Consider the following 23,357-nt stretch of genomic DNA (forward strand, 5'->3'; position numbering starts at 1 on the left):
GTCACGCCTCGGGCGCGAACGCTCCCAGTCGGATGAGCGGCACCAGGCGTTCCTGGTCGGTCAGCGACCCGTGCTGTCCGACCATGTTCTGCGCCTTCTTGTCGGCTTCCCGGTCGTCGTAGTAGGCGATGCCCGCACGCGCGGCCACCAGAACATCACCGATGCGCTCGGCCACCTCGGGTGCGACCGACGTCCCGAACAGCCCGGCTTCGATCGCCTCCCCGCGCGTCAGGACCCAGGACCGCTGTCCTTCTGCGCGCTCCCAGCGGTCGCGCACCGCACCGGATGCGTCTGCGGCCGTGTACAGGTGCAGCATGCGAGGCTCGCCGGCGACGATCTCGACGTCCTCGACAAGCGCGTCGCCCTCGCCCAGCAGCACCTGGCGGTGGCGGGGAACGTCGACCATGCCGTGATCGGCGGTCAGGAGCGCCCCGACGTCGGCGGGCATGAGCTGTTCGAGCCTTCGGGCGGCGGCATCCACGGCTTCGAGGCGGTCGCTCCACGCGTCGCTCTCCCAGCCGTGCGCGTGGCCCGTCGCATCGAGTTCAGGCGTGTAGAGGTAGACGAGGGCGTTGTCGTGGCTGCCGGTCAGCGCTGCCGCCGTCTCGACGCGGTCATCGAGTGAATCGGCTCCCACGAACTGCGCGCCCCGCTGGATCGCCCTCGTGAAGCCGGTACCGGCATAGCCGGGCCGGGAGACGACGAAGACGGGGCGCCCATCGAGGGCCTCACGCTCGAGCAGCGGCAGTGCGCGTTGCCACGTGAGCGGGTCGAGCCCATGCGTCTCCCAGCCCTTCAGCTGGTTGGGCGCGTCGTGGGTGCCGGGGATGCGCACTCGGTACCCGACGATGCCGTGCTCACCCGCATCCGTGCCGGTGAGCAGGCTCGTCAAGGCGGTCGCCGTCGTTGACGGGAACACCGTGCGAGCGTGGTCCTTCTTCGTCATGCGGCCGGAGAGGAATCGGGCGTGCCCGGCGCGGGCCGACAGGTTGAGCCGGCCGAGCCCGTCGACCACCATCAGTACCGCCGAACGCGCGGGCTTCAGCGACGGTGATCGCCCCGAGAGGGCGGCCAACATGTCGGGCACGACACCGGTGAGGCTCCGGGCCGTCGGTGGGTCCGCGGGTAGGCTGAGAGGCATCGGGGCAAGTCTCGCACACGGCCGGTGCAGCCCCAGGTACCCGATCTTCGACACCGCCCGTCACCGGAGGACCCTGCAGTTCCATGGCAGCTTCGCGCACCGAACCGACTGACAACGAACGCATCGAGGACGTCGACCTTTCGACGGAGATGCAGGGCTCCTTTCTCGAGTACGCGTACTCCGTCATCTACTCGCGGGCACTTCCCGACGCGCGCGACGGGCTCAAGCCGGTACAACGCCGCATCCTGTACCAGATGGCCGACATGGGGCTGCGCCCCGACCGTGGTCACGTCAAGAGTGCGCGTGTCGTCGGCGAGGTCATGGGAAAGCTCCACCCGCACGGTGACTCCGCCATCTACGATGCGCTCGTCCGCCTCGCTCAGGATTTCGCATTGCGCGTGCCGCTCGTCGACGGGCACGGCAACTTCGGGTCGCTCGACGACGGCCCCGCTGCCGCCCGCTACACCGAGGCCCGCCTCGCCCCGGCAGCCCTCGCGCTCACCGAGAACCTCGACGAAGACGTCGTCGACTTCATCCCGAACTACGACGGCCAGTTCCAGCAGCCCGAAGTGCTGGCCGCGGCCTTCCCCAATCTGCTCGTCAACGGCACGACCGGCATCGCTGTCGGCATGGCGACCAACATGGCCCCGCACAACCTCATCGAGGTCGTCGCCGCGGCCATCCACCTGCTCGACCATCCCGAGGCCACGCTCGAAGAGCTCATGGAGTTCGTGCCGGGTCCCGACCTTCCCGGTGGCGGCGTCATCGTCGGGCTCGACGGGGTGAAGGACGCGTACGCAGCGGGGCGCGGCACCTTCCGCACCCGCGCGAAGGTGTCGATCGAATCGCTCGGGCCGCGCCGCACCGGCATCGTCGTCACCGAACTGCCCTACATGGTCGGTCCCGAGCGGGTCATCGAAAAGCTCAAAGACGCCGTCAGCGCCAAGAAGCTCACCGGCATCGCCGATGTGACCGACCTCACCGACCGCAACAACGGCCTGCGCCTGGTGATCGGCATCAAGACCGGCTTCGACCCGAATGCGGTGCTCGAGCAGCTGTACCGTCTTACGCCCCTCGAGGACAGCTTCGGCATCAACAACGTCGCGCTTGTCGACGGCCAGCCCCAGACGCTGGGCCTGAAGGCGCTGCTGCGCGTCTACCTCGACCACCGCATCCAGGTGGTCACCCGTCGCAGCCGCTATCGCCTGGCCCGTCGGCAGGAACGACTGCACCTGGTCGAGGGACTGCTCATCGCGATCCTCGACATCGACGAGGTCATCCAGGTCATCCGTTCGTCCGACGACTCCGAGCAGGCCCGGCAGCGCCTGATCGACGTGTTCGACCTGTCGCTGCCGCAGTCCGAGTACATTCTCGAACTGCGCCTTCGCCGCCTCACCAGGTTCTCGCGGATCGAGCTCGAGACCGAACGCGACAACCTCAAGGCCGAGATCGCTCAGCTCGAAGAACTGCTCGGCAGCGACAGTCTGCTCAGGTCGCAGGTGGCTCGCGAACTGGATGCCGCGGCCGAAGCGTACGGGACGCCGCGCCGGACGCTCCTGCTCAACGGCGGCGCACCCGCAGCCCGCGCCCGCACCGCCGCGCCCGCCGACTTGCAGATCGCCGACGCGCCCTGTCGCGTGTTCCTCTCGGCGACCGGGCGTATGGTGCGTGCGGAGTTGAACGACGACATCCTCGGCGGTGGCATCGTTCCGCCCGCACGTCGGGCGAAGCACGACGCGATCCGCTCCGCAGTCGACACGACGACGCGCGCCGACCTGGGCGCCGTGACCAGCGCTGGGCGCCTCGTCCGCTTCTCCCCCGTCGACCTCCCGTCGGTGCCCGGCAACTCGGTGCAGCTCGCGGCCGGCAGCAAGGCGGACCAGTATCTCGCGCTCACCGGCACCGAGCGCGTCGTCGCTGTCGTTCCGCTCGTCGAGTCGCCGGTGATCGCTATCGGGACAGCCCAGGGCGTGGTCAAGCGCGTCGCCGCCAGTGAGCTGGCCCCCGGCAAGACCGACGTCGAGATCATCTCGCTCAAACCCGGCGACCGCGTCGTCGGCGCAGCACCTGCCCAAGACGGCACGGAGCTTGTGTTCGTCACCTCCGACGCGCAGCTCCTGCGCTTCGACGCAGCAGCGGTCCGCCCGCAGGGGCGGGCGGCCGGCGGCATGGCGGGGATGCGCGTGGCGCCGGGTGAGCAGGTGATCTCGTTCACGGCTGTCGTCGCCGGTGATGAGACGGTCGTCGTCACGATCGCGGGTTCGACGCAGTCGCTCGCCGGTGCCGACGCAGGCTCCGGCAAGGTCTCGTCGTTCGCAGAGTTCCCGCCGAAGGGACGCGCGACCGGCGGCGTGCGGGCGCAGCGCTTCTTGAAGGGCGAAGACACGCTGCGCCTCGCATGGGTCGGCGCCGATCCGCGCGCCGTCGGCAGCGATGGTGCCGTCCGTCAGTTGCCGGCTGCGGGCGCCAAGCGCGACGCGTCGGGTCAACCGCTGGATGCGGTCATCGCCGCCGTCGGATCCCCGATCAGCTGACGGTCGTCAGGCGTCGATCGCCTCGCGGTCGAGCCGGTCGCTCGAGGAGACGATGAAATCGCGCCGGGGGGCGACATCGCTGCCCATGAGCAGCTCGAACACGCTCGCCGCCATCTCGGCATCCTGCACGCGCACGCGGCGCAGCATCCGGCCGTTGCGCTCCATCGTGGTCGTCGCGAGCTGGTCGGCGTCCATTTCGCCGAGGCCCTTGTAGCGCTGCACCGGCTCCAGCCAGCGACGGTTCGATTTGCGGAGCTTCGCGAGCAGGGTGTGCAGCTCTTGCTCGGAGTAGGTGTAGATCGTCTCGTTCGGCTTGCTGCCCGGGTTGACCACGACGACGCGGTGCAGCGGCGGTACCGCGGCGTACACCCGACCGTCCTCGATCAACGGGCGCATGTACCGGAAGAACAGCGTGAGGAGCAGCGTGCGAATGTGCGCGCCGTCGACATCGGCGTCGCTCATCAGGATGATCTTTCCGTAGCGTGCGGCCTCGAGATCGAACGAGCGGCCCGAGCCTGCGCCGATCACCTGGATGATCGCGGCGCACTCGGCGTTGGAGAGCATGTCGGAGACCGACGCCTTCTGCACGTTCAGGATCTTGCCGCGAATGGGCAGCAGCGCTTGATACTCCGAGTTGCGCGCGTTCTTGGCGGTACCGAGTGCCGAGTCACCCTCGACGATGAACAGCTCCGAGTCGGCGACGTCGTTCGTGCGGCAGTCGGCGAGTTTGGCCGGCAGCGAAGACGATTCCAGCGCGTTCTTGCGTCGCTGGGTCTCTTTGTGGGCACGCGCTGAGATGCGCGCCTTCATCTCGGAGACGACCTTGTCCAGCAGCAGCGCGGTCTGGTTCTTGTCGTCGCGCTTGGTCGAGGCGAAGCGGGCGGTGAGCTCCTTGGTGACGACCGCGTTGACGATTTGGCGCACGGCGGGGGTGCCGAGCACCTCTTTCGTCTGACCCTCGAACTGCGGTTCGGGTACCCGGACGGTGAGCACCGCGGTGAGCCCCGCGAGCATGTCGTCCTTCTCGGGCTTGTCCTTGCCCACCTTCAACCGCCGCGCGTTGGCTTCGATCTGCGCGCGCAGCACCTTCACGAGACCCTGTTCGAAGCCGGCTTGATGCGTGCCGCCCTTCGGGGTCGCGATGATGTTCACGAACGATCGCGTGACCGTCTCGTACCCGTTGCCCCAGCGCAGTGCGACGTCGACGTGGCACTCCCGTTCGACCTCGGTCGGCACCATCGCGCCGGAGGCCTGCAGGACCGGGACGGTCTCGGTGAAGGTACCGGCGCCGGTGAGGCGCCAGGTGTCGGTGATGGCCGGGTCGGGCGCGAGGAAGTCGGCGAACTCCGAAATGCCGCCGTCGTACTTGTACGAGGTCGAGGTGGGCTCGTCGCCGCGCTCGTCGATGATGACGATCTCGAGTCCCGGGACGAGGAAAGCGGTCTGTCGGGCGCGCTGCTCGAGTTCGGTGAGCCCGAACTCGGCATCCTTCGTGAAGATCTGACGGTCGGCCCAGTAACGGATGCGGGTGCCGGTCACGCCTCGCGCGGCCTTGCCGACCACGCGCAGTTCGGAGGACTTCTCGAACGGCGTGAACGGCGAGTCGGGCGTGGAACCGGCGAAGGTGCCCGGCTCGCCGCGGTGGAACGACATCTCGTACGTCTTGCCGCCGCGGTCGACCTGCACGTCGAGTCGTTCGGAGAGTGCGTTCACGACGGACGCGCCGACACCGTGCAATCCGCCGGATGCCGCATATGATCCCCCGCCGAACTTGCCACCGGCGTGCAGCTTCGTGAAGACGACCTCGACGCCCGTCAGGCCCGTGCGCGGTTCGACATCGACGGGGATGCCGCGAGCACGGTCGCGGACCTCGACACTGCCGTCGGCGTGGAGCACGATGTCGATCTTGGTGCCGTGGCCGCCGAGGGCCTCGTCGACCGAGTTGTCGATGATCTCCCACAGGCAGTGCATGAGCCCGCGGGAGTCGGTGGACCCGATGTACATGCCCGGGCGCTTGCGAACGGCCTCGAGCCCCTCGAGCACCTGGAGATGATGGGCGGAATACTCGGCGGTCACAATCCTCAAGCGTATCCGCGGGGTGCGACACGGCGGCGGCGACACACGAGCCGAGATGCAGGCGGACTGCGCGAGTGCCGAAACGCCGTACGCGCACAGCGAAATGTGACGGCCTCCGGGCATTCTCTGAACATCGGCGTGGTTGTATTCCATAGACCGACGTGCACCCGCACGAGGCAGAGCACCAGACGAACGAGGAGGCACCGACATGAGCATGACGACCACCACTGAGCCCGCAGCCGTCCTCGAGTACCGCCTGAGCGCGACCGACCGCTGCGACTCCTGCGGTGCTCAGGCGTACATCGCCGCGGAGGTCGGCGGCAGCGAACTGCTGTACTGCGCCCACCACGGCCGCAAGTACGAAGAGAAGCTGCGCGCCATCGCCACATCGTGGCACGACGAGACGGCACGTCTCGACGAGCGCGACTGACGCTCCCCTGCTTCATCCAGAAGCCCGCACCTGACGGTGTGGGCTTCTGTCGTTGTGGGTGAGCGGCGGGTCAGAAGCCGACGGCGGCCTGGTAGACCGGCAGCAGGCCGGTCCGCACGCCCGATGCCGAAGGCTTGGGCTGGAAGACGCTCGAGTTGTGGTTGCCCTCGATGACGACCGGGCCGCTCGGCGTGATCGCGAGGTCCCAGCCGACGTACGGCGCTTCGGGTGTGCGACGTGCGAGGGCCTCGGTGAGCTCGACCACCTGGTCGTACAGCGGCACCTGGAACCCGACGATCGACGTTCCCGTGACCGGGTGCTCACGGTAGACGTTGCTGTTCTTGTCGACGCCCGGGTACAGCGCGACGCCGTCCTCGTCGAGCATCGTGAACATGCCGCCCGAGGCGAAGTTGTCGATGACGTCACCGTTGCCGATCCGCAGCACCGCGGCCAGCAGGCGCACGTCGCCGTCGGGACGCAGGTACGTGATCATGCGCACCGTGTTGACGCTGTCGGGGTACAGCGAGGCCATATCGGGGTGCTGCACGATGAACTCGTCGATGATCGTCTGACCGGCAGCGTTCACCTCGGCTCGGAAGGCCGCGGCATCCACGTCGCCCGACAGTTCGTGCAGGGCGATGCCGCCCCCGCCGTGGCCGTCGAGGGGCTTGGCGAGCACCTTCGGGTGGCGGCCGAGGAAGGCCGCAAGCGCCGCGTCGTCGACGTCGCGCAGGTCGACGGTCTCGCGTCCGAGGAGGTCGGCGTACTCGCGGGCGAAGCGGCGCTTGTCCTCGAGCTTCGCGCGACCCTCCGGGGTGTTGTGCATGCGGGTGATGCGGAATGACTTGGGGTGCGTCATCCAGGTCGCCCGCTCCTTCGCATTGAGCAGCCGGATGTCCCACACGGCGTAGTCGCGGAAGCCCATGTCGTACTTGACGGAGCACCACAGCATGTCGGCGATGATCACCGGTGTCGGAGCCTTGGAGACCTTCTTGACCTGCTTGGCGAATTCGAACAGGTTGCCCACCCGGATGTTCCGGGCGCGGTTGAAGAGGTATCCGAGTCGGACGGTGGCCTTGCCCATGGCGTGGTTCCCCCAGTGGTCGGTGAGACGGCAGGTCAGAAGCGCATCGCGGCGCGGTAGCGCGGCAGCAGCCCGCGGCGGATGCCGGAGACGGACGGCTTGGACTGGAACACGCCGGTGTTGTGGTTGCCCTCGATCACGACCGGTCGTTCCGGGGTGATCGCGATGTCCCAACCGATGTACGGCAGGTCGGGCACGCGGCGGGCCAGGCGGTCGACCAGCGCGAGGATCTCGTCGTACAGCGGCACCTGGAAGCCGGTGAGCTCCACACCCGTGATCGGATGCGTCTCGAACGGGTGACCCTCTTCATCGCTCGCGGCGTGCAGGGCGCGACCGTCCTCGCCGAGCATCGTGTACATGCCCCCGTTGGAGAAGTTGTCGATGACGCCGCCGTTGCCGACCTTGAGCACGGCCGCGAGCAGGTGCACCTCGTCGTCGGGGTCGCGGTAGGTGACCATGCGCAGCGAGTTGACGCTGCCGGGGTACAGACGCGCCATCTCGGGATGCTGCACGAGCACCTCTTCGACGAGCACCTGCCCCGTCTCGAGCAGCTCTGCGCGCAGTGCGGGGATGTCGTCGATCTGGGCGGTGTCGCGCATCGTGATGCCGTTGCCGCCGACACCGCCGGGGTTCTTCGAGATCACCCGCTCGTGGCGACGGACGAAGGCCTCGAGCTGCGCATCGTCGATCTCGCGCACGTCGACCCACTCGCGACCGAGTTCGTCGCCGAAGCGCGCCGCGAACTGCAGCTTGTCGTCGAAGATCCCCCGCTGTGCGTCGTCGTTGAGTCGGCGGGACAGGTGGAACGACTTCGGGTCGGTCATGTAGGTCTTGCGCTCGCGGCGCTTGAGGATGCGGAAGTCCCACTCCGAATAGTTCTCGAAGGTCGTCTCGTAGCGCACGGCGCAGTAGGCCATGTCGAGCGCGACCCACCACACGGGTGCCTTGGAGAGCTTCGCCGACTGCCGCGCGAACTGCATGACCCGTTCGCGGTCGAACATCGCGACGCGCCGCACGAAGAAGCGGCCGCGCCGGTAGAGGCGGTTGATCGCGCCCATGTCAGACCTCGCGGATGATGCCCATCGGCGTGGACTGGTGTCCCTGCCCGAGCGGGTTGTCGCCGAGGATGCGCACGAGGCGCTGCTCCCCCGCCTTGTCGAGCGTCGAACCGAGGATGTTGCCACCGATGTCGTTGATGTCGACGACGGCCACCTCGACGGCCCCGCCGAGCTGGCGCTGCAGTGTCCGGGCGACCTTGTCGGGCTCGCTCGGGCCGAGGACGACCGCTTCGTTGTAGGGCGGGATCGTGCCGCTGGTCGGGCCGTCGATCGCGCGGGCCTTCTCGCCGGCGACGCGGTAGAAGTCGCCGCGGCGGCCGAAGACCTTCGTGACGGCGCTGACGGTGGCGGCGAGGAGGATGCGGGGCGTGCCGCACTCGCGCAGTGCCATCTCCATCGTCTCCGGCATGCCGAGGCCGATGCCGTACGGCGTGCGGGCCACGTACTTCGAGAGGAACCTCGCCAGCGGACGCGGCTGGATCTCGTCGAGCCGGTACGAGCGGCCCTGCGTGATGGCGACGATCTTCTCCGTCACGAAGAGGATGTCGCCGTCTTGCAGGTGCTCTGGCGCGTATTCGGTGACGACCTCGTCGAGATCGTCACCGGGCATCACCACGCGGGTGCGGATCGGGATGCGCGCGAACGACGTCCCGTCGACGGCGACCTCCAGCGCCTTGCCGTCGTTGGCGGCCGAACTCATTCGAGGTAGTCCCGGAGCGACTGCGAGCGCGACGGGTGCCGCAGCTTCGCCATCGTCTTGGACTCGATCTGCCGAATGCGCTCACGCGTCACGCCGAACGTGTCGCCGATCTGGTCGAGCGTCTTCGGCTGGCCGTCGCCGAGACCGAAGCGCATGCGGATGACGCCCGCCTCGCGCTCCGACAGCGAGTCGAGGAGCGACTCGAGCTGACGCTGCAGCATCGTGAAGCCCACCGCGTCGGCCGGTACGACCGCCTCGGTGTCCTCGATGAGGTCACCGAATTCGCTGTCGCCGTCCTCGCCGAGCGGGGTGTGCAGTGAGATCGGCTCGCGGCCGTACTTCTGCACCTCGACGACCTTCTCGGGCGTCATGTCGAGCTCGCGCGAGAGCTCCTCGGGCGTGGGTTCGCGGCCGAGGTCCTGCAGCATCTGCCGCTGCACGCGGGCGAGTTTGTTGATGACCTCGACCATGTGCACCGGGATGCGGATGGTGCGGGCCTGGTCGGCCATGGCGCGGGTGATGGCCTGACGGATCCACCAGGTCGCATAGGTCGAGAACTTGAAGCCCTTCGTGTAGTCGAACTTCTCGACGGCACGGATCAGGCCCAGGTTGCCCTCCTGGATGAGGTCGAGGAACTGCATGCCGCGGCCGGTGTAGCGCTTGGCGAGCGAGACCACCAGACGCAGGTTCGCCCCGAGCAGGTGGCTCTTGGCGCGCTGACCGTCGCGGGCGACCCACTGCAGGTCGAGCCCGAGCTGCGAGCTCTTCTCGGCCGCCGACATGTTCGACAGCTTCTCTTCGGCGAACAGCCCCGCCTCGATGCGCATCGCGAGCTCGACTTCTTCGGCCGCGTTCAGCAGCGGCACCTTGCCGATCTGCTTCAGGTAGTCCTTGACGGGGTCGGCGGTCGCACCCGTGATCTGCGTCGAGTAGACGGGAACCTCGTCCTCGTCGTTCGAGCTGATGACGATCGCCCCGGTGGGGAGCGGCTCGGTGACGACCTTCTTGACAGGTGCGTCCTCGTCGTCGTCCTCGTCGTCGTCGGAGGCGTCGCTCTTCTTCTTCGCGTCGGACTTCGCCGCAGCGGCGTCGTCCGAGGAGTCGTCGCTGTCGTCCGAGTCGTCGCCGGCGTCGTCCATCTCGATGTCGTTGTCTTCGACCTCGTCGTCGAACTCGTCGTCATCCTTCTTGGACGTGCCCTTGGTGCGCGAGGTCGCGGGAGCGGCCTTGGCAGCAGTCTTCTTGGCCGCGGGCTTCTTGGCTGCGGCCTTCGCCTTGGGTGCGACCTTGGTCGCGGGAGTCGTCGTCGCCTCCTGCACGTCCTCGACGTCGTCCGTCTTACGGGTGCGGGTGGATTTGGTCGTCGCCACGTCTCGCCTTTCACCGACGGGATTCCGTCGTGTTTTCGGACAGGAGTATGACCCTTGTCAAGTCCCGGCCGACGATGCGAGCATCGTGCGGCGGATTCGACAACGGGTCAGGGTATTCATTATACCCCGACACCGCTCAGCGCAGACCGCGCTTGTCGTCGTCGGCGGGCCGGCTCGCGAGAAAGCGTTCGAGCTCCGCTGCGAGCTCATCCGCGCTGGGCAGGTCGCCGGTGTGGATGATCGGTTGGCCGAGCCCACTGCCCGCCATATACGAGTCGTATCGCTCCTCGAGGTTCTGCAGCATCGTCGTGAGCTCGCTGGACCCCTCCACCTGCTCCGCGACCTTCTCGAGGAACGGCTTGTTCTCTTCACGCAGGACGTCGATGTCGAACGTGAGGCCGGTTGCGACCGACAGGCTGTCGAGGGCAGCGATCGCGGCACCCGGAAACTCGGTGTCGCCGAGGTAATGCGGCACGAGCAGGACGAAGCCCGCGATCGAGGCGTCGACCTGCGAGAACCGGTACTCGAGCAGGTGGCCCACCGTTGCCGGAACTTGCGTATGCGGCTGCCAGACGGAATGCGCCTTGGTGAGATCTTCGCGATTCCCGCTCACGGTCGTGCCGATGGGTCGGGTGTGCGGCACGGGCATCGGAATGGCGTGCACCCACGTGATGCTGGCGACACTCAGTCCTTCGGCGAGCCCGACGACGGTCTCTGCGAACGCCTCCCATGCAAAGTCCGGCTCGAAGCCGGCCAGCAGCAGGAACGGTCTCCCCGCGGCGTCATGCACGAGCGACAACTCGAGTCGCGCCGGTCGGAAGTCGGTCAGGTGATCCGCCTCGAAGGTGACGATGGGGCGGCGGGCCCGATAGTCCAGCAGGACGTCTGGATCGAACGCGACAACCGGCGCAGGCTCGAGCTGATCACGGAAGTACTCCACGGTGCGTGCGACGGCTCCGCCGGCATCCGTGAAGCCCGTCAATGCGATGACCAGCGGAAGTCCGGCCGGGACCGGCGGCGCTGACGCGACGCGTTCGTAGAGCGGACCGGAGAGGGGCATACCTCCACTGTACGAGCCGCTCAGCAGGTCGGATCCCGTGGCGTCCCGCTGACAGCGAACACCACCTCCCTAGGATGGAAGGCATGCCGTACCCCGAGCTCGAGATCTCGTCCGTTCCCCCACTCGACTCCAAGGCCGATGCCATCGTCGTCGCGCTCCCGCCGCTTGCCGAATCCGGCGATGTGCTCGAGGCGTGGCCGGGCGTCGCCGCGGCACTCGAAGCACTCGCCTTCACCGGCGCACGCGGCACCTGCGTGCGCGTGTACGCACCCGAAGCGACATCACGACCGCTCATCGCCGTCGGCACCGGCGGCGACCCCGCTCCGGCCGACGTGCGGGATGCCGTCGGCACCGCCGTCCGGACGACGACCGGGTTCGCCACCCTGTCCGTCGCGCTCCCGGGGGTCACCGACGCAGACCTGTGGGCCGCGGCGGCCGAGGGCGCGGCGCTCGGCGGCTATCGCTTCGCAGGCTTCAAGAAGGACAGGGGCACTTCCCGTGCGGATCGCGTGCTGCTGCACGCCGACGATTCGCTCTCGTCCGAACAGGTGTCCCGCGCGGTCGCCGTCGCCGACGCCGCGGCCCTCGTGAAGGACCTCGTGCACACCCCCGCCAATCGGCAGAGCCCCGCTGATCTGGCGGATGCTGCTGTCGCCGCTGCGGCGGAGCTGCCCATCACGGTCGAGGTGCTCGACGAAGACGCGCTGGAGGCCGGTGGGTACGGCGGCATCCTCGGGGTCGGCGGCGGCTCGGACCGCCCGCCGCGGCTGGTTCGACTGGACTACTCCCCCTCCGGGGCGCAGCGCCACGTCGCCCTCGTCGGAAAGGGCATCACGTTCGACACCGGCGGCCTCTCCCTCAAGCCCGCGGCGAGCATGGTCGGCATGAAGTTCGACATGGCGGGGGCCGCGACCGCGCTCGCCGTCGTCATCGCCGCCGCGCGCCTCCAGTTGCCGGTGCGTGTCAGCGGCTGGCTCGCCATCGCCGACAACATGCCGTCGGGTCGCGCGACGCGACCGGGCGACGTTCTCACCATGCTCGACGGCACGAGCGTCGAGGTGCTCAACACGGATGCCGAGGGGCGCCTCGTGCTCGCAGACGGACTCGTGGCCGCGAGCCGCGAACGTCCCGACCTGCTCATCGATGTCGCGACCCTCACGGGCGCGATCATCGTCGCGCTCGGGCACCGCCACGTCGGGGTCATGGGATCTGACGATGCGGTCGCCGAATACCTCGCCGCCTCGAAGGCGACGGGAGAGCTCGCATGGCATCTGCCGCTGCCGGCGCACATGGAGGACGAACTCGACAGCCCGATCGCCGACCTGCAGAACGCCAAGATCGGTGACCCCGCCGGCGGGTCGCTGTTCGCCGGACTCTTCCTGCAGCGGTTCGTCGGTCGCGTCTCGGATGCCGACGACGCCGCGCGCATCCCCTGGGTGCACCTCGACATCGCGGGCGCCGGCACGAGCAAGTCAGCCGCGTTCGGCGCGACGGACAAGGGCCCGACGGCCGTCACCGTGCGATCACTGATCGCCCTGCTGGAAGGAGCCGGACGATGACCGAGCACCGGAGCGATCTGGTCGTCCTGGGCGGCGGAAGCGGCGGTTACGCTGCCGCGTTGCGTGCCGCCGAACTGGGCAAGACCGTCACGCTGATCGAGAAGGACAAGGTCGGTGGAACCTGCCTGCACCGCGGCTGCATCCCGACCAAAGCGCTCCTGCACGCAGCCGAGGTCGCCGACCACGTGCGCGAGGCATCGGCCGTCGGCGTGGAGGCCACGCTCGGCGGTGTCGACGTCGAACGCCTGACCGCCTACCGCGAGGGCATCGTCGCAAAGAAGTTCAAGGGCCTCGAAGGGCTCATCAAAGCCCGCGGCATCAACGTCGTCGCGGGCGCCGGGCGGCTCACCGTCGACGGCGCAGTGCAGGTCGGTGACGACGTCTACCGCGGCACCGACGTGGTGCTCGCCACCGGCTCGATGACGCGTCTGCTGCCAGGCCTCGAGGCCGGCGGGCGCATCCTCACGAGCGAGGAGGCGCTGGCGCTCGGCGAAATCCCCGCGAGCGTGCTCATCCTCGGCGGCGGTGTGATCGGTGTGGAGTTCGCGAGCCTGTGGCGCTCGTTCGGGGTCGAGGTCACGATCATCGAGGCGTTCGACCACCTGGTGCCCAACGAAGACGTCGCGCTCAGCAAGGCACTCGAGCGGGCGTTCCGCAAGCGCGGCATCACCTCCAGGCTGGGCGTGCGCTTCGCCTCGGCGACACATCACGAGTCGTCGGTCACCGTGGCTTTGGAAGACGGATCCGAGCTGTCCGCCGACTACCTTCTCGTGGCCGTCGGGCGCGGTCCGGTCACGGCCGGACTCGGCTTCGAAGAAGCAGGGGTGGCGCTCGACCGGGGCTTCGTCACCGTTGACGAGCAGTTGCGCACCTCGGTGCCGCACATCCGCGCCGTCGGCGACATCGTGCCCGGGCTGCAGCTCGCGCACCGCGGCTTCCAGCAGGGCATCCGCGCCGCCGAACTCATCGCAGGCGTCGCGTCGGTCGACGTGCCCGAGAGCACGATTCCCCGCGTGACCTACTCCCACCCCGAGGTCGCCTCGGTGGGCCTCACCGAGGCGCAGGCACGCGATGCGCACGGCGACGCCATCGTCGCGTACGAATACAACCTCGCCGGCAACGGCAAGAGCGAGATCCTCGGCACCGCGGGTATCGTCAAGGTCGTGCGCGTCGCCGATGGACCCATCGTCGGTGTCCACATGGTGGGCGACCGTGTCGGTGAGCTGATCACCGAAGGCCAGTTGGCCGTCGGATGGGAGGCGCACCCGGAGGATATCGCCCCCTTCATCCACGCCCATCCCACGCAGAGCGAAGCGCTCGGCGAGGCGTTCCTGGCGCTGTCCGGCAAGCCCCTCCACGCGCTCTGACCGGCGCACCCCCGACATCACTAAGCTAGACACGACATCGACATCCTGAAGGAGCAAACGACATGAGCACTTCCGTGGTCCTCCCCGCGCTCGGAGAGAGCGTCACCGAGGGAACGGTCACCCGCTGGCTCAAGAAGGTCGGTGACACGATCCAGGCCGATGAAGGTCTGCTGGAGATCTCGACCGACAAGGTGGACACCGAGATCCCGTCGCCCGTGAGCGGCGTCATCGAAGAGATCCTGGTCGACGAGGACGAGACCGTCGAGGTCGGCGCGATCCTCGCCAAGATCGGTGACGGCTCCGGGGCACCCAGCCAGGACGAGCCCAGCGCCGAGGCGCCCGCCGACGCTGCGCAGGAGCAGGCCCCGGCTGAAGCCGCGCCGGCAGCGGAGGCACCCGCCGCCGAGCAGCCGGCCGCCGAACCGGCACCCGAGCAGGCTGCACCCGCGTCGTCCGGTGACGCGAAGGATGTCACGCTCCCCGAGTTGGGCGAGAGCGTCACCGAGGGCACGGTCACCCGCTGGCTGAAGGCCGTCGGTGACAGTGTCGAGGTCGACGAGCCGCTGCTCGAGATCTCCACCGACAAGGTGGACACCGAGATCCCGTCGCCCGTCGCGGGAACGCTGACGGAGATCCTCGTGCAAGAAGACGAGACGGTCGAGGTCGGCTCCGTGCTCGCGCGCATCGGGTCCGGTGCTGCACCGGCTGCCGCCGAGGCGCCTGCGGCGCCCGCTGCCGAAGCTCCGGCCGCACCGGCCGCTGAAGAGGCCGCCGCTCCTGCGGCGCCCGCGGAGGCTCCCGTCCAGGAGGCGCCGGCTGCGCCAGCGGCGCCGGAGGCCGCACCGGCCGCGCAGGAGCCGCCGGCTCCGACGATGCCCAGCCTCGGTACGTCCGACGACGACGGGCCCACCTATGTCACGCCGCTTGTGCGCCGCCTCGCGCAGCAGCAGGGCGTCGACCTCGCGAGTGTCACGGGCACCGGTGTCGGTGGTCGCATCCGCAAGGAGGATGTGCTGAAGGCGGCCGAGGCCGCCAAGGCCGCGCCCGCGGCAGCGCCCGCTGCGGCCTCTGCTCCCGCCGCGCCCGCGCCGCGCGAGATCTCGGAACTGCGCGGGACGACGCAGCCGATGTCCCGTCTTCGCAAGGTGCTCGCAGAGCGTGCCGTCGCCTCGATGCAGCAGACCGCTCAGCTCACGACCGTGGTCGAAGTGGATGTCACCAAGCTCGCCGCGCTGCGCGACGGCGTCAAGGGGCCGTTCCTCGAGAAAACGGGCGACAAGCTGTCGTTCCTGCCGTTCTTCGCGCTGGCCGCCGCCGAGGCGCTGCAGACGTTCCCGATCATCAACGCGACGGTCGACGGAACCGACATCGTCTACCCCGCGACCGAGAACCTCTCGATCGCGGTCGACACCGAGCGCGGACTGCTGACGCCGGTGCTGCGTGATGCGGCCTCGAAGAACATCGCGCAGATCGCGCACGAGATCGCCGATCTCGCCGCCCGCACCCGCGACAACAAGCTCAAGCCCGACGAGCTCGCCGGGGGCACGTTCACGCTGACCAACACGGGTTCGCGTGGCGCGCTGTTCGACACCCCGGTGGTCTTCCTCCCGCAGTCCGCGATTCTCGGGCTGGGCGTCGTCGTCAAGCGCCCCGGCATCGTCTCGGTCGACGGCAAGGACGCGATCGCGGTCCGTTCCTACGTCTACCTCGCGCTGTCGTACGACCACCGCACCATCGACGGCGCGGATGCTGCGCGATTCCTCGGCGCGGTGAAGACCCGCCTCGAGGCAGCGCAGTTCGAGGGCGACCTCGGCATCTGATCCCTGTTCACGATGGCTGGTCCGCGAGGTCGTACACCTCGCGGACCAGCCATTCGTCATCGGTGCGGACGGCCACGATGATCTGCGTGTCGTGCCCCGGCGCCTCGGCGCGATAGACGGCGACCCCGCCGTACTCGTCCACCAAGGTGGTCTCGGCCGAGGCGACGAGGGCTGCACCCGCGGTCGGACGCTTCGCAGTGGGTTCGAGGACGTCGCAGTGCACCGCGTCGCCGCAGGCCGCCAGTCGTGCCACCAGCACCGAACCCACATCGTCGAGAGATGGATCCGACGCCGTCGGTGACGGCGTCTCGGCTGCTGCAGAGCGTTGGGGCTGCATCGATTCGGTGGCGCCGCCCTCGCTCGGCCAGAGGGCGCCGGCCGCGAGGACCGCGGCGGCCGCGCCGGTTGCGAGCAGCAGCACGCGCCGGCGGGAGCCCGAACCTGAGGGTGCCGGCGCGCCGGACTCGGGTCCGTTCGCGGACGCCGGTCGTTTGCGGATCGCGCGGCGCGGGCGGGCCAGCAGTTCGCGCGCCCGCTCCCCCAGCTCCAGGTCGACGAACACGTCGAACCATCTCCCGGACGCGGGGGCGCCCGCGGTGGACGGTGCGCGATCGGCCTCACGCGCGCGCCGGCGGTTCGGCGTCGGGGCGTGCTGCTCACGCAGCTCGCGTTGCGCCAACGGTCTCGCCTCGGCCGCTGCGAACAGGTCGCCCTCGCACGCCGCGCCGTCACGCGCCAGTCTTCGCGCGTCCGCAATCACATCGGATGCCCGACGCAGCTGCGGCTCGATGTCGGGCATGGCGTCGGCGAGCCGGTGCAGGAGGGCGACCGTGTCAGGTCGCCACGGCACCGAGCCGGTCAACGCCAGCACGGGGCGCCCGTCGGCGGTCACCCACCAACTGCCCGCGTCGCCTGCGAGACCGTCCGCCTCGGTTGCGCCGCGCAGCAGGCTGACGGCCACCGTCACCGCCTCACCGGCCGTGGCGACGGCATCCGCGTCGAGACGCATCGTGCACACCGGCAGGATGACGGCGGTCCCATCCCCGGCAAGGGCGAGGTCGACGGGCGCGAGCACATGCCCGTCGGCGGCGGCCCGCCAACCCGGACCCGGCCCGAAATCCTTCCGCTCGACCCACATCCGCGGCGGCTCGCCCGCGACGAGGTCGGCCGCGAAGGGCGCCTCGGGAGGGGCGACCCGTCGCAGTACTCGGGGTCGCAGTTCGTCGATGAGGCGCTGGGTCATGCACCCGAGTGTCGCCTCCCGGGCGGGCGCGTGGTCTCACTCGGTCGCGATCGGTGGACAACCCGTCACGGAGCCGTTCTGTGCAGACGGCGGCGCGACGCGAAAGGTAGGCTGGAGCCATGTCCTCCCGCAGTACCGCACCGGAGAAGCGTCCCGGCTTCTTCAAGCAGCTCCGCTCGCTCTACACGTTCACGGCATCGACCTACTCGTGGCTCCCGTGGCTGCTCGGCGGCGTGCTCGTCGTGGGTATCGCGATCGGCGTGGTCGTCGGATTCTTCGTGCCGCCGGTCGCCGTGTGGAGCATCATCCTGTGGGGCTTCACGGGCCTCATGCTCGGTCTGCTCGGGGCGATGATGACGATGACGCGCCTGTCGACGAGTGCGATGTACAAGAAGATCGACGGGATGCCGGGTGCGACCGGCCACGTGATCTCCACCGCCCTCGGCCGCAACTGGACGGCCTCCGACACACCCGTCGGCATCAACCCGAAGACGCAGGACGCCGTCTATCGCGTCATCGGTCGCGGCGGCGTCGTGATCATCGGCGAGGGTGCGCGCGGGCGTCTGACGCGGCTCATCAGCGACGAGCGACTCAAGGTGCAGCGCGTCGCCTCCGGCGTGCCGGTCGCCGTCATGTACGTGGGCCACGACGAGGGCGACGTCGCAATCGCCGACCTCGCGAAGACCATCAAGGCCCTGCCCAAAAAGATCGACCGCGCGACCATGGCCGCGATCATCAAGCGTGTCGACTCGGTGTCGCAGTCGGTCACGTCATTGCCGATCCCGAAGGGCATCGACCCGATGAAGGCGCGCGCGCCGCGCCCGCGTTGACCCCTCAGGCCTGCAACAGGATCAGGCCCGCAGCAGGATCGTGCCGGCCAGTTTGTCGTGCAGCCCGCGCTGATCAGCGTCCCAGACCAGCGCGGGAATGACGAGCACCAGCAGTGCCGTCCGGACGATGGGTCGCCAGAGGCCGACCCATCCCCCGCTGAACCGCTGCATGCGCAGCCCGACGATCCGGTGCCCCGGGGTGCCGCCGATCGTCGGCACGAACAACAGGTTGAGCGCGGCGAACACGGTCATGGGCGCGAACAGACTCAGTCCCGCCTCAGACGGCAGCGCGAACTGGTCGTAGCCGAAGAACGCGGTCGCGACGAGTGTCGCCGCGGCGTAGTCGATGATCAGGGCGACGAGCCGGCGGCCGAACCGCGCGACACTGCCGGAGCCGGACGCGGGGAGGCCGAGGCGCTCTCCGGGGTAGGAATTCTCGGGGGTCGCCACGCGTCCAGCCTATCGGCGCCCGCGTAACATGCCCGAAACATGCGGGATACTGGAGAGCAACCCCGCCCCGCTAGTTTCGACCGTGTCGGCATCAGCGCTGGCGTGTTCCTCACCCGATCTTGGAGACTCCATGTTCAAAGATTCATCCGAGGTGCTCAAGTTCATCCAGGACGAGGACGTCAAGTTCCTCGACATCCGTTTCACGGATCTTCCTGGCGTGCAGCAGCACTTCAACATTCCGGCCTCGACCGTCGACGAGGAGTTCTTCACGGTCGGCCAGCTCTTCGACGGCTCGTCGATCCGCGGCTTCGCGAACATCCATGAGTCCGACATGCAGCTGATCCCGGATGTCTCCACCGCCTACCTGGACCCGTTCCGCGAGGCGAAGACCCTCGTGATGGTCTTCGACATCTACAACCCGCGCAACGGCGAGATCTACAGCAAGGACCCGCGCCAGGTCGCCAAGAAGGCCGAGAAGTACCTCGCCTCCACGGGCATCGCCGACACGGCGTTCTTCGCACCCGAGGCGGAGTTCTACATCTTCGACGACGTCCGCTACGAAGTGAAGCAGAACGCGAGCTTCTACTCGGTGGACTCCGAAGAGGGCGCCTGGAACACCGGCCGTGAGGAAGAGGGCGGCAACCTCGCCAACAAGACCCCCTACAAGGGCGGCTACTTCCCCGTCGCACCGGTCGACAAGACGGCTGACCTCCGCGACGACATCAGCCTCAAGCTGATCGAGTCGGGCCTGCAGCTCGAGCGCGCGCACCACGAGGTGGGCACCGGCGGCCAGCAGGAGATCAACTACCGCTTCGACACGATGGTGCACGCGGCCGATGACATCCTGAAGTTCAAGTACATCGTCAAGAACGTTGCAGACCAGTGGGGCAAGGTCGCGACCTTCATGCCCAAGCCGCTGTTCGGTGACAACGGTTCGGGCATGCACACCCACCAGTCGCTGTGGAACGGCGGCGAGCCGCTCTTCTACGACGAGAAGGGCTACGGCGGTCTCTCCGACATCGCCCGCTGGTACATCGGCGGCATCCTGGCCCACGCTCCGGCCGTGCTCGCCTTCACCAACCCGACGCTCAACAGCTACCACCGTCTGGTGAAGGGCTACGAGGCTCCCGTCAACCTGGTGTACTCGGCAGGCAACCGCTCCGCTGCGATCCGCATCCCGATCACCGGCACGAACCCGAAGGCCAAGCGCATCGAGTTCCGCGCGCCGGACGCTTCGGGCAACCCGTACCTCGCCTTCGCGGCGCAGCTGATGGCCGGCATCGACGGCATCAAGAACCGCATCGAGCCGCACGAGCCGGTCGACAAGGACCTCTACGAACTGCCGCCCGAGGAGGCCAAGAACATCCCGCAGGTGCCCAACTCGCTGCTCGACTCGCTGGAGGCGCTGCGCGCCGACCACGAGTTCCTGCTGCAGGGCGGCGTGTTCACGCCCGAGCTGATCGAGACCTGGATCGAGTACAAGATCGAGAACGAGATCCAGCCGATCGCTGCACGTCCTCACCCGTTCGAGTACGAGCTGTACTTCGGTGTCTGAGGTCACCTGACACGAGAGCCCCTCCGATTTCCGCACATGTGCGGGGTCGGAGGGGTTTCTCTGTCGTGGAGGTGACGCGGGTCAGCCGTAGAAGAGCTTTTCGAATGCTCGTCGGCCTCGACGGGAGGCACGCATCCAGTCTTCTTCGACACGGGTCGCGGAGCCGTCCGGGTACTCCAGGATGCGCCCGATCCCGTCGAGCTGTCCGCGGTCTGTCGGCAGCACATCGCTGGTCTGGCCGGACAGCAGGGTATTGGCCGACCGGAGTCGGCTTGCGAGATGCCAGGACTCCGCGAGGCGCGTCGCGGATGCATCGGGCACGAGACCGGCCTGCCGTGCCGCGTCCAGTGCCGCCAGCGTCGAAGTCGTACGCAGGCCCGGCACGCGGTGGCCGTGCTGCAGCTGCAGCAGCTGTACGAGCCACTCGACGTCGCTGAGGCCGCCCGGGCCGAGCTTCAGATGCCGACTGCGGTCGGCACCCTGTGGCAGTCGTTCGTTCTCGACGCGCGCCTTGATGCGCTTGATCTCACGCAGATCCTGCAGCTTGGCATCCGCCGGATAGCGCACCTCGTCCGCCAGTGCCATGAAGCGCTCGATCAACTTCACGCTGCCGGCGATCCCTCGGGCCCGGAGGAGTGCTTGCGCCTCCCACGAGAGCGACCACCGCCGGTAATACTCGGCGTACGAGTCCAGCGACCGCGCCATCGGGCCGTTGCGCCCCTCGGGACGCAGATCCGCATCGAGCTCGAACGGCACGCGGTGGTCTTCGGAAGCGTTCCGCAGACCCTGCACGATATTTCGCGCGTACTCGGCCGCACGCTGCGGGTCCACGCCGTTCGCGTCGTACACGTACATGACATCGGCGTCCGACCCGAACCCGAGCTCGGCGCCGCCGAATCGACCCATCGCGATGACGGAGAAGTCGAGCGCGTCGTCTTCGGGCGCAACGACCTCGCGCCGCACTGCGCGCAAGGATGCCTGGATCGTCACTTCGCTGATCGTCGTGAGCCCTGCCGCGAGATCCTCGATCGTCATCGGCGTCAGCAGCCCTGCCAGCGCGAGTCGCAGCAATTCGCGACGCCGGAGCGCTCGCACGGCCCGCATCGCGTCGTCGATGGTCTGGTGCCGCGTCTGGATCGCGCGGGCCTCCTCCTGGAGGGCGACTCCCGAGCGCGGCCTGAGCTGATCGTCGGAATCGAGCCAGGCGACCGACTCGGGAATCCACTCCATGAGCTCGCCGACGAACCGCGATCCCGACAAGGCCCGCGTCAGCCGTTCGGCGGCTCCCGAGGAGTCGCGCAGCATCCGCAGGAACCAGGGCGTGTCGCCGAGTCGTTCCGAGATGCGCCGGAAGGCGAGCAGACCGTAGTCGGGATTGACGCCGTCGGCGAACCACCGGATCATCACCGGCATGAGGTGCCGCTGGATCGTCGTCTTGCGGCTGATGCCGGTCGTCAGGGCGCCGATGTGTCGGAGCGCGCCCGCCGGGTCCGCGAAGCCGATCGCGGCGAGTCGGTCGTGCGCCTGCTGCGTGGAGAGGGCGTGCTCGTCGGCGGGCAGCGCGGCCACTGCAGACAGCAGCGGCCGGTAGAACAGGCGCACGTGGATCTCGCGCACCTCACGCTTGACCGACTCCCACAGCGCCCAGACGTCGGCGCCCTTGTCGACGAGGCCCGACGCTCGGGCGAGCGCGCGCAGCCCCTCCGGCGACTGCGGCATGAGATGCGTGCGCCGAAGCCCTCGCAACTGCAGCCGATGCTCCAACACCCGCAGGATGCGGTAGTCGCGCGAGAACGTCGCGGCATCCTCCCGGCCGATGTACCCCTGCGAGACGAGCGCGTCGAGCGCGTCGAGCGTGCCGCGCTGGTGGATCTGATCGTCGGAGAGCCCGTGCACCAACTGCAGCAGCTGCACGGTGAACTCGATATCGCGGATGCCGCCCGGCCCGAGCTTGAGCTGATACGGCACTTCTTCGGGCGGGATGTGCTCGGTGACACGTTCGCGCATGCGCTGCACGCTGTCGACGAAGTTCTCGCGGGCGGCGCTGGTCCACACCTTCGGCTGGACGGCGGCGACGTACTCGGCCCCGAGCGCCGCATCGCCGGCGAGGGGGCGTGCCTTCAGCAGCGCCTGGAACTCCCAGCTCTTCGCCCACCGGTCGTAGTACGACAGATGCGACTCGAGTGTGCGCACGAGGGCGCCCTGCTTGCCCTCCGGCCGGAGGTTCGCGTCGACCTCCCACAGCGGCGGTTCGATCTCGACGCCCGAGATGCCGCGCATGGTCTGCACCGCGAGCCGCGTCGCGATGTCGACGGCACGCCCTTCGCCGACCGCCTCCTTGAGGATCTCGTCGGCGCCGCCGACGAAGATCACATCGACGTCGCTCACGTAGTTCAGCTCGCGTGCACCGGTCTTGCCCATGCCGATCACGGCCAGCCTCGTGCCGGCGACGTGCTCGCGCGGGAACAGGCCGGCACCCGCAGCGCCGCCCGACACCCGCGTGCGCGCGACGGCGAGTGAGGCCTCCAGCGCGGCGCCCGCCGCGTCGGCGAGCGTCGCGGCAACCCGGTGCAGGACGTCTTCGGCGCTCGGGGCCGTCAGATCGAAGGCCGCGATGAGGGCGAGCATGCGACGGTAGCGGACGCGCAGTGCGACCCACGCGCTCTCGTCGCCCAGCGCGGCGAAGCCCTCGGCATCCGCGCCCACCGACTCGAGCAGCTCGCGCCGCATCCGCTCCGCGTCCGGCAGGATCGACCCGGCCCCGACGAGGTGCACGAGCTCTTCTGGATGCCGCAGGTAGAAGTCTGCGAAGCCGTCCGACGCCCCGATCACCAACCACGCAGTCTCCGGACTGTCCGCGAGGACGGTGCGCACGGGCGCCGCATCGCGTCGCGCGATGCGCACCAGGGCCGCCGCTGCCGTGTCAGGATCGGCCGCTCGTTCGGCGCCGACGAGCAGCGCACTGCGGTCGAGCCCGGTGAGCGACGCGAGCTCGTCGAGCGAACGTTCGCCGTCGGCGAGGTCGCCGAAGCCCGCACGAGCGAGCGCCGTCAGGCCAGAGGAACGCTCCCCGGCCATGG

The 23,357-nt window shown here is 68.8% G+C and carries 17 protein-coding genes; 7 read left to right on the forward strand and 10 right to left on the reverse strand.

Annotated features, from left to right (window positions below; translation table 11 throughout):
- Position 1: 1 nt before the first annotated feature.
- The gene (locus AC3ENX_RS07725) at positions 2 to 1,141 is read right to left on the reverse strand and encodes an alkaline phosphatase family protein (RefSeq protein ID WP_434811284.1); all 1,140 of its coding nucleotides are present in this window, start codon (positions 1,139 to 1,141) and stop codon (positions 2 to 4) included.
- 83 nt (positions 1,142 to 1,224) lie between these two features.
- Here AC3ENX_RS07725 and AC3ENX_RS07730 point away from each other — a divergent pair, with 83 nt between their 5' ends.
- Positions 1,225 to 3,675, forward strand: coding sequence for a DNA gyrase/topoisomerase IV subunit A (locus AC3ENX_RS07730; protein ID WP_434811285.1), 2,451 nt, complete (start codon positions 1,225 to 1,227; stop codon positions 3,673 to 3,675).
- 6 nt (positions 3,676 to 3,681) lie between these two features.
- Here the strand turns inward: AC3ENX_RS07730 and AC3ENX_RS07735 are convergent, their stop codons facing one another.
- Entirely contained in the window at positions 3,682 to 5,751 is a 2,070-nt protein-coding gene (locus tag AC3ENX_RS07735) for a DNA gyrase/topoisomerase IV subunit B (protein WP_434811286.1), read from the reverse strand.
- 208 nt (positions 5,752 to 5,959) lie between these two features.
- On the opposite strand from AC3ENX_RS07735, the gene AC3ENX_RS07740 reads away from it, so the two are divergent.
- Positions 5,960 to 6,181 (forward strand): DUF7455 domain-containing protein, encoded by a 222-nt coding sequence (locus AC3ENX_RS07740; RefSeq protein ID WP_434811287.1) that lies wholly within the window; start codon positions 5,960 to 5,962, stop codon positions 6,179 to 6,181.
- A 70-nt stretch (positions 6,182 to 6,251) separates the two neighbouring features.
- On the opposite strand, the gene AC3ENX_RS07745 is transcribed toward AC3ENX_RS07740, so the two are convergent.
- The 5 genes from AC3ENX_RS07745 to AC3ENX_RS07765 all read right to left on the reverse strand — a co-directional run bounded on the left by AC3ENX_RS07745 (position 6,252) and on the right by AC3ENX_RS07765 (position 11,453).
- The gene (locus AC3ENX_RS07745) at positions 6,252 to 7,265 is read right to left on the reverse strand and encodes a sugar-transfer associated ATP-grasp domain-containing protein (protein ID WP_434811288.1); all 1,014 of its coding nucleotides are present in this window, start codon (positions 7,263 to 7,265) and stop codon (positions 6,252 to 6,254) included.
- Positions 7,266 to 7,300: 35 nt separating this feature from the next.
- Positions 7,301 to 8,323 (reverse strand): sugar-transfer associated ATP-grasp domain-containing protein, encoded by a 1,023-nt coding sequence (locus AC3ENX_RS07750; protein WP_434811289.1) that lies wholly within the window; start codon positions 8,321 to 8,323, stop codon positions 7,301 to 7,303.
- Position 8,324: 1 nt separating this feature from the next.
- The gene (locus tag AC3ENX_RS07755; RefSeq protein ID WP_434811290.1) at positions 8,325 to 9,023 is read right to left on the reverse strand and encodes a coenzyme F420-0:L-glutamate ligase; all 699 of its coding nucleotides are present in this window, start codon (positions 9,021 to 9,023) and stop codon (positions 8,325 to 8,327) included.
- A complete protein-coding gene (locus AC3ENX_RS07760; RefSeq protein WP_434811291.1) occupies positions 9,020 to 10,393 on the reverse strand; it encodes an RNA polymerase sigma factor in 1,374 nt (457 codons plus the stop codon). The genes AC3ENX_RS07755 and AC3ENX_RS07760 overlap by 4 nt, the downstream gene beginning before the upstream one ends.
- A 136-nt stretch (positions 10,394 to 10,529) precedes the next feature.
- The gene (locus AC3ENX_RS07765) at positions 10,530 to 11,453 is read right to left on the reverse strand and encodes a proteasome assembly chaperone family protein (protein ID WP_434811292.1); all 924 of its coding nucleotides are present in this window, start codon (positions 11,451 to 11,453) and stop codon (positions 10,530 to 10,532) included.
- 83 nt (positions 11,454 to 11,536) lie between these two features.
- Between AC3ENX_RS07765 and AC3ENX_RS07770 the strand changes: the two genes are divergently transcribed.
- The 3 genes from AC3ENX_RS07770 (at position 11,537) to sucB (ending at position 16,199) form a co-directional block, all read left to right on the forward strand.
- Positions 11,537 to 13,012: a leucyl aminopeptidase gene (locus tag AC3ENX_RS07770; protein WP_434811293.1), complete on the forward strand. Its 1,476-nt coding sequence runs from the start codon at positions 11,537 to 11,539 to the stop codon at positions 13,010 to 13,012.
- Positions 13,009 to 14,379 (forward strand): dihydrolipoyl dehydrogenase, encoded by a 1,371-nt coding sequence (gene lpdA, locus AC3ENX_RS07775; protein WP_434811294.1) that lies wholly within the window; start codon positions 13,009 to 13,011, stop codon positions 14,377 to 14,379. Before AC3ENX_RS07770 ends, lpdA begins: the two co-directional genes overlap by 4 nt.
- 62 nt (positions 14,380 to 14,441) lie before the next feature.
- Positions 14,442 to 16,199, forward strand: coding sequence for a 2-oxoglutarate dehydrogenase, E2 component, dihydrolipoamide succinyltransferase (gene sucB / locus AC3ENX_RS07780; RefSeq protein WP_434811295.1), 1,758 nt, complete (start codon positions 14,442 to 14,444; stop codon positions 16,197 to 16,199).
- Between the two features lie 7 nt (positions 16,200 to 16,206).
- On the opposite strand, the gene AC3ENX_RS07785 is transcribed toward sucB, so the two are convergent.
- A complete protein-coding gene (locus AC3ENX_RS07785) occupies positions 16,207 to 17,442 on the reverse strand; it encodes a ubiquinol-cytochrome c reductase iron-sulfur subunit N-terminal domain-containing protein (RefSeq protein ID WP_434811296.1) in 1,236 nt (411 codons plus the stop codon).
- Positions 17,443 to 17,561: 119 nt separating this feature from the next.
- Here AC3ENX_RS07785 and AC3ENX_RS07790 point away from each other — a divergent pair, with 119 nt between their 5' ends.
- Positions 17,562 to 18,272 carry a DUF4191 family protein gene (locus AC3ENX_RS07790; RefSeq protein WP_434811297.1) on the forward strand — a complete coding sequence of 237 codons (711 nt, stop codon included), beginning with the start codon at positions 17,562 to 17,564 and terminating at the stop codon, positions 18,270 to 18,272.
- Between the two features lie 21 nt (positions 18,273 to 18,293).
- On the opposite strand, the gene AC3ENX_RS07795 is transcribed toward AC3ENX_RS07790, so the two are convergent.
- Complete coding sequence (locus tag AC3ENX_RS07795) at positions 18,294 to 18,722, reverse strand: RDD family protein (protein WP_434811298.1); 429 nt, start codon at positions 18,720 to 18,722, stop codon at positions 18,294 to 18,296.
- Between the two features lie 130 nt (positions 18,723 to 18,852).
- Between AC3ENX_RS07795 and glnA the strand changes: the two genes are divergently transcribed.
- Entirely contained in the window at positions 18,853 to 20,277 is a 1,425-nt protein-coding gene (gene glnA / locus AC3ENX_RS07800; protein ID WP_434811299.1) for a type I glutamate--ammonia ligase, read from the forward strand.
- 81 nt (positions 20,278 to 20,358) lie between these two features.
- Here the strand turns inward: glnA and AC3ENX_RS07805 are convergent, their stop codons facing one another.
- A complete protein-coding gene (locus tag AC3ENX_RS07805) occupies positions 20,359 to 23,355 on the reverse strand; it encodes a bifunctional [glutamine synthetase] adenylyltransferase/[glutamine synthetase]-adenylyl-L-tyrosine phosphorylase (protein WP_434811300.1) in 2,997 nt (998 codons plus the stop codon).
- Positions 23,356 to 23,357 lie beyond the last annotated feature (2 nt).

Source organism: Microbacterium sp. bgisy189 (assembly GCF_057707225.1).

What these genes read in the sequence shown, in the direction of transcription:
- AC3ENX_RS07785 (WP_434811296.1), bottom strand. Translation starts at nt 17,442, where the DNA reads ATGACCCAGCGCCTCATCGACGAACTGCGACCCCGAGTACTGCGACGG.
- AC3ENX_RS07755 (WP_434811290.1), bottom strand. Translation starts at nt 9,023, where the DNA reads ATGAGTTCGGCCGCCAACGACGGCAAGGCGCTGGAGGTCGCCGTCGAC.
- AC3ENX_RS07765 (WP_434811292.1), bottom strand. Translation starts at nt 11,453, where the DNA reads ATGCCCCTCTCCGGTCCGCTCTACGAACGCGTCGCGTCAGCGCCGCCG.
- AC3ENX_RS07805 (WP_434811300.1), bottom strand. Translation starts at nt 23,355, where the DNA reads ATGGCCGGGGAGCGTTCCTCTGGCCTGACGGCGCTCGCTCGTGCGGGC.
- AC3ENX_RS07740 (WP_434811287.1), top strand. Translation starts at nt 5,960, where the DNA reads ATGAGCATGACGACCACCACTGAGCCCGCAGCCGTCCTCGAGTACCGC.
- AC3ENX_RS07730 (WP_434811285.1), top strand. Translation starts at nt 1,225, where the DNA reads ATGGCAGCTTCGCGCACCGAACCGACTGACAACGAACGCATCGAGGAC.
- AC3ENX_RS07750 (WP_434811289.1), bottom strand. Translation starts at nt 8,323, where the DNA reads ATGGGCGCGATCAACCGCCTCTACCGGCGCGGCCGCTTCTTCGTGCGG.
- AC3ENX_RS07790 (WP_434811297.1), top strand. Translation starts at nt 17,562, where the DNA reads ATGTCCTCCCGCAGTACCGCACCGGAGAAGCGTCCCGGCTTCTTCAAG.
- AC3ENX_RS07745 (WP_434811288.1), bottom strand. Translation starts at nt 7,265, where the DNA reads ATGGGCAAGGCCACCGTCCGACTCGGATACCTCTTCAACCGCGCCCGG.
- AC3ENX_RS07770 (WP_434811293.1), top strand. Translation starts at nt 11,537, where the DNA reads ATGCCGTACCCCGAGCTCGAGATCTCGTCCGTTCCCCCACTCGACTCC.
- AC3ENX_RS07725 (WP_434811284.1), bottom strand. Translation starts at nt 1,141, where the DNA reads ATGCCTCTCAGCCTACCCGCGGACCCACCGACGGCCCGGAGCCTCACC.
- lpdA (WP_434811294.1), top strand. Translation starts at nt 13,009, where the DNA reads ATGACCGAGCACCGGAGCGATCTGGTCGTCCTGGGCGGCGGAAGCGGC.
- sucB (WP_434811295.1), top strand. Translation starts at nt 14,442, where the DNA reads ATGAGCACTTCCGTGGTCCTCCCCGCGCTCGGAGAGAGCGTCACCGAG.
- glnA (WP_434811299.1), top strand. Translation starts at nt 18,853, where the DNA reads ATGTTCAAAGATTCATCCGAGGTGCTCAAGTTCATCCAGGACGAGGAC.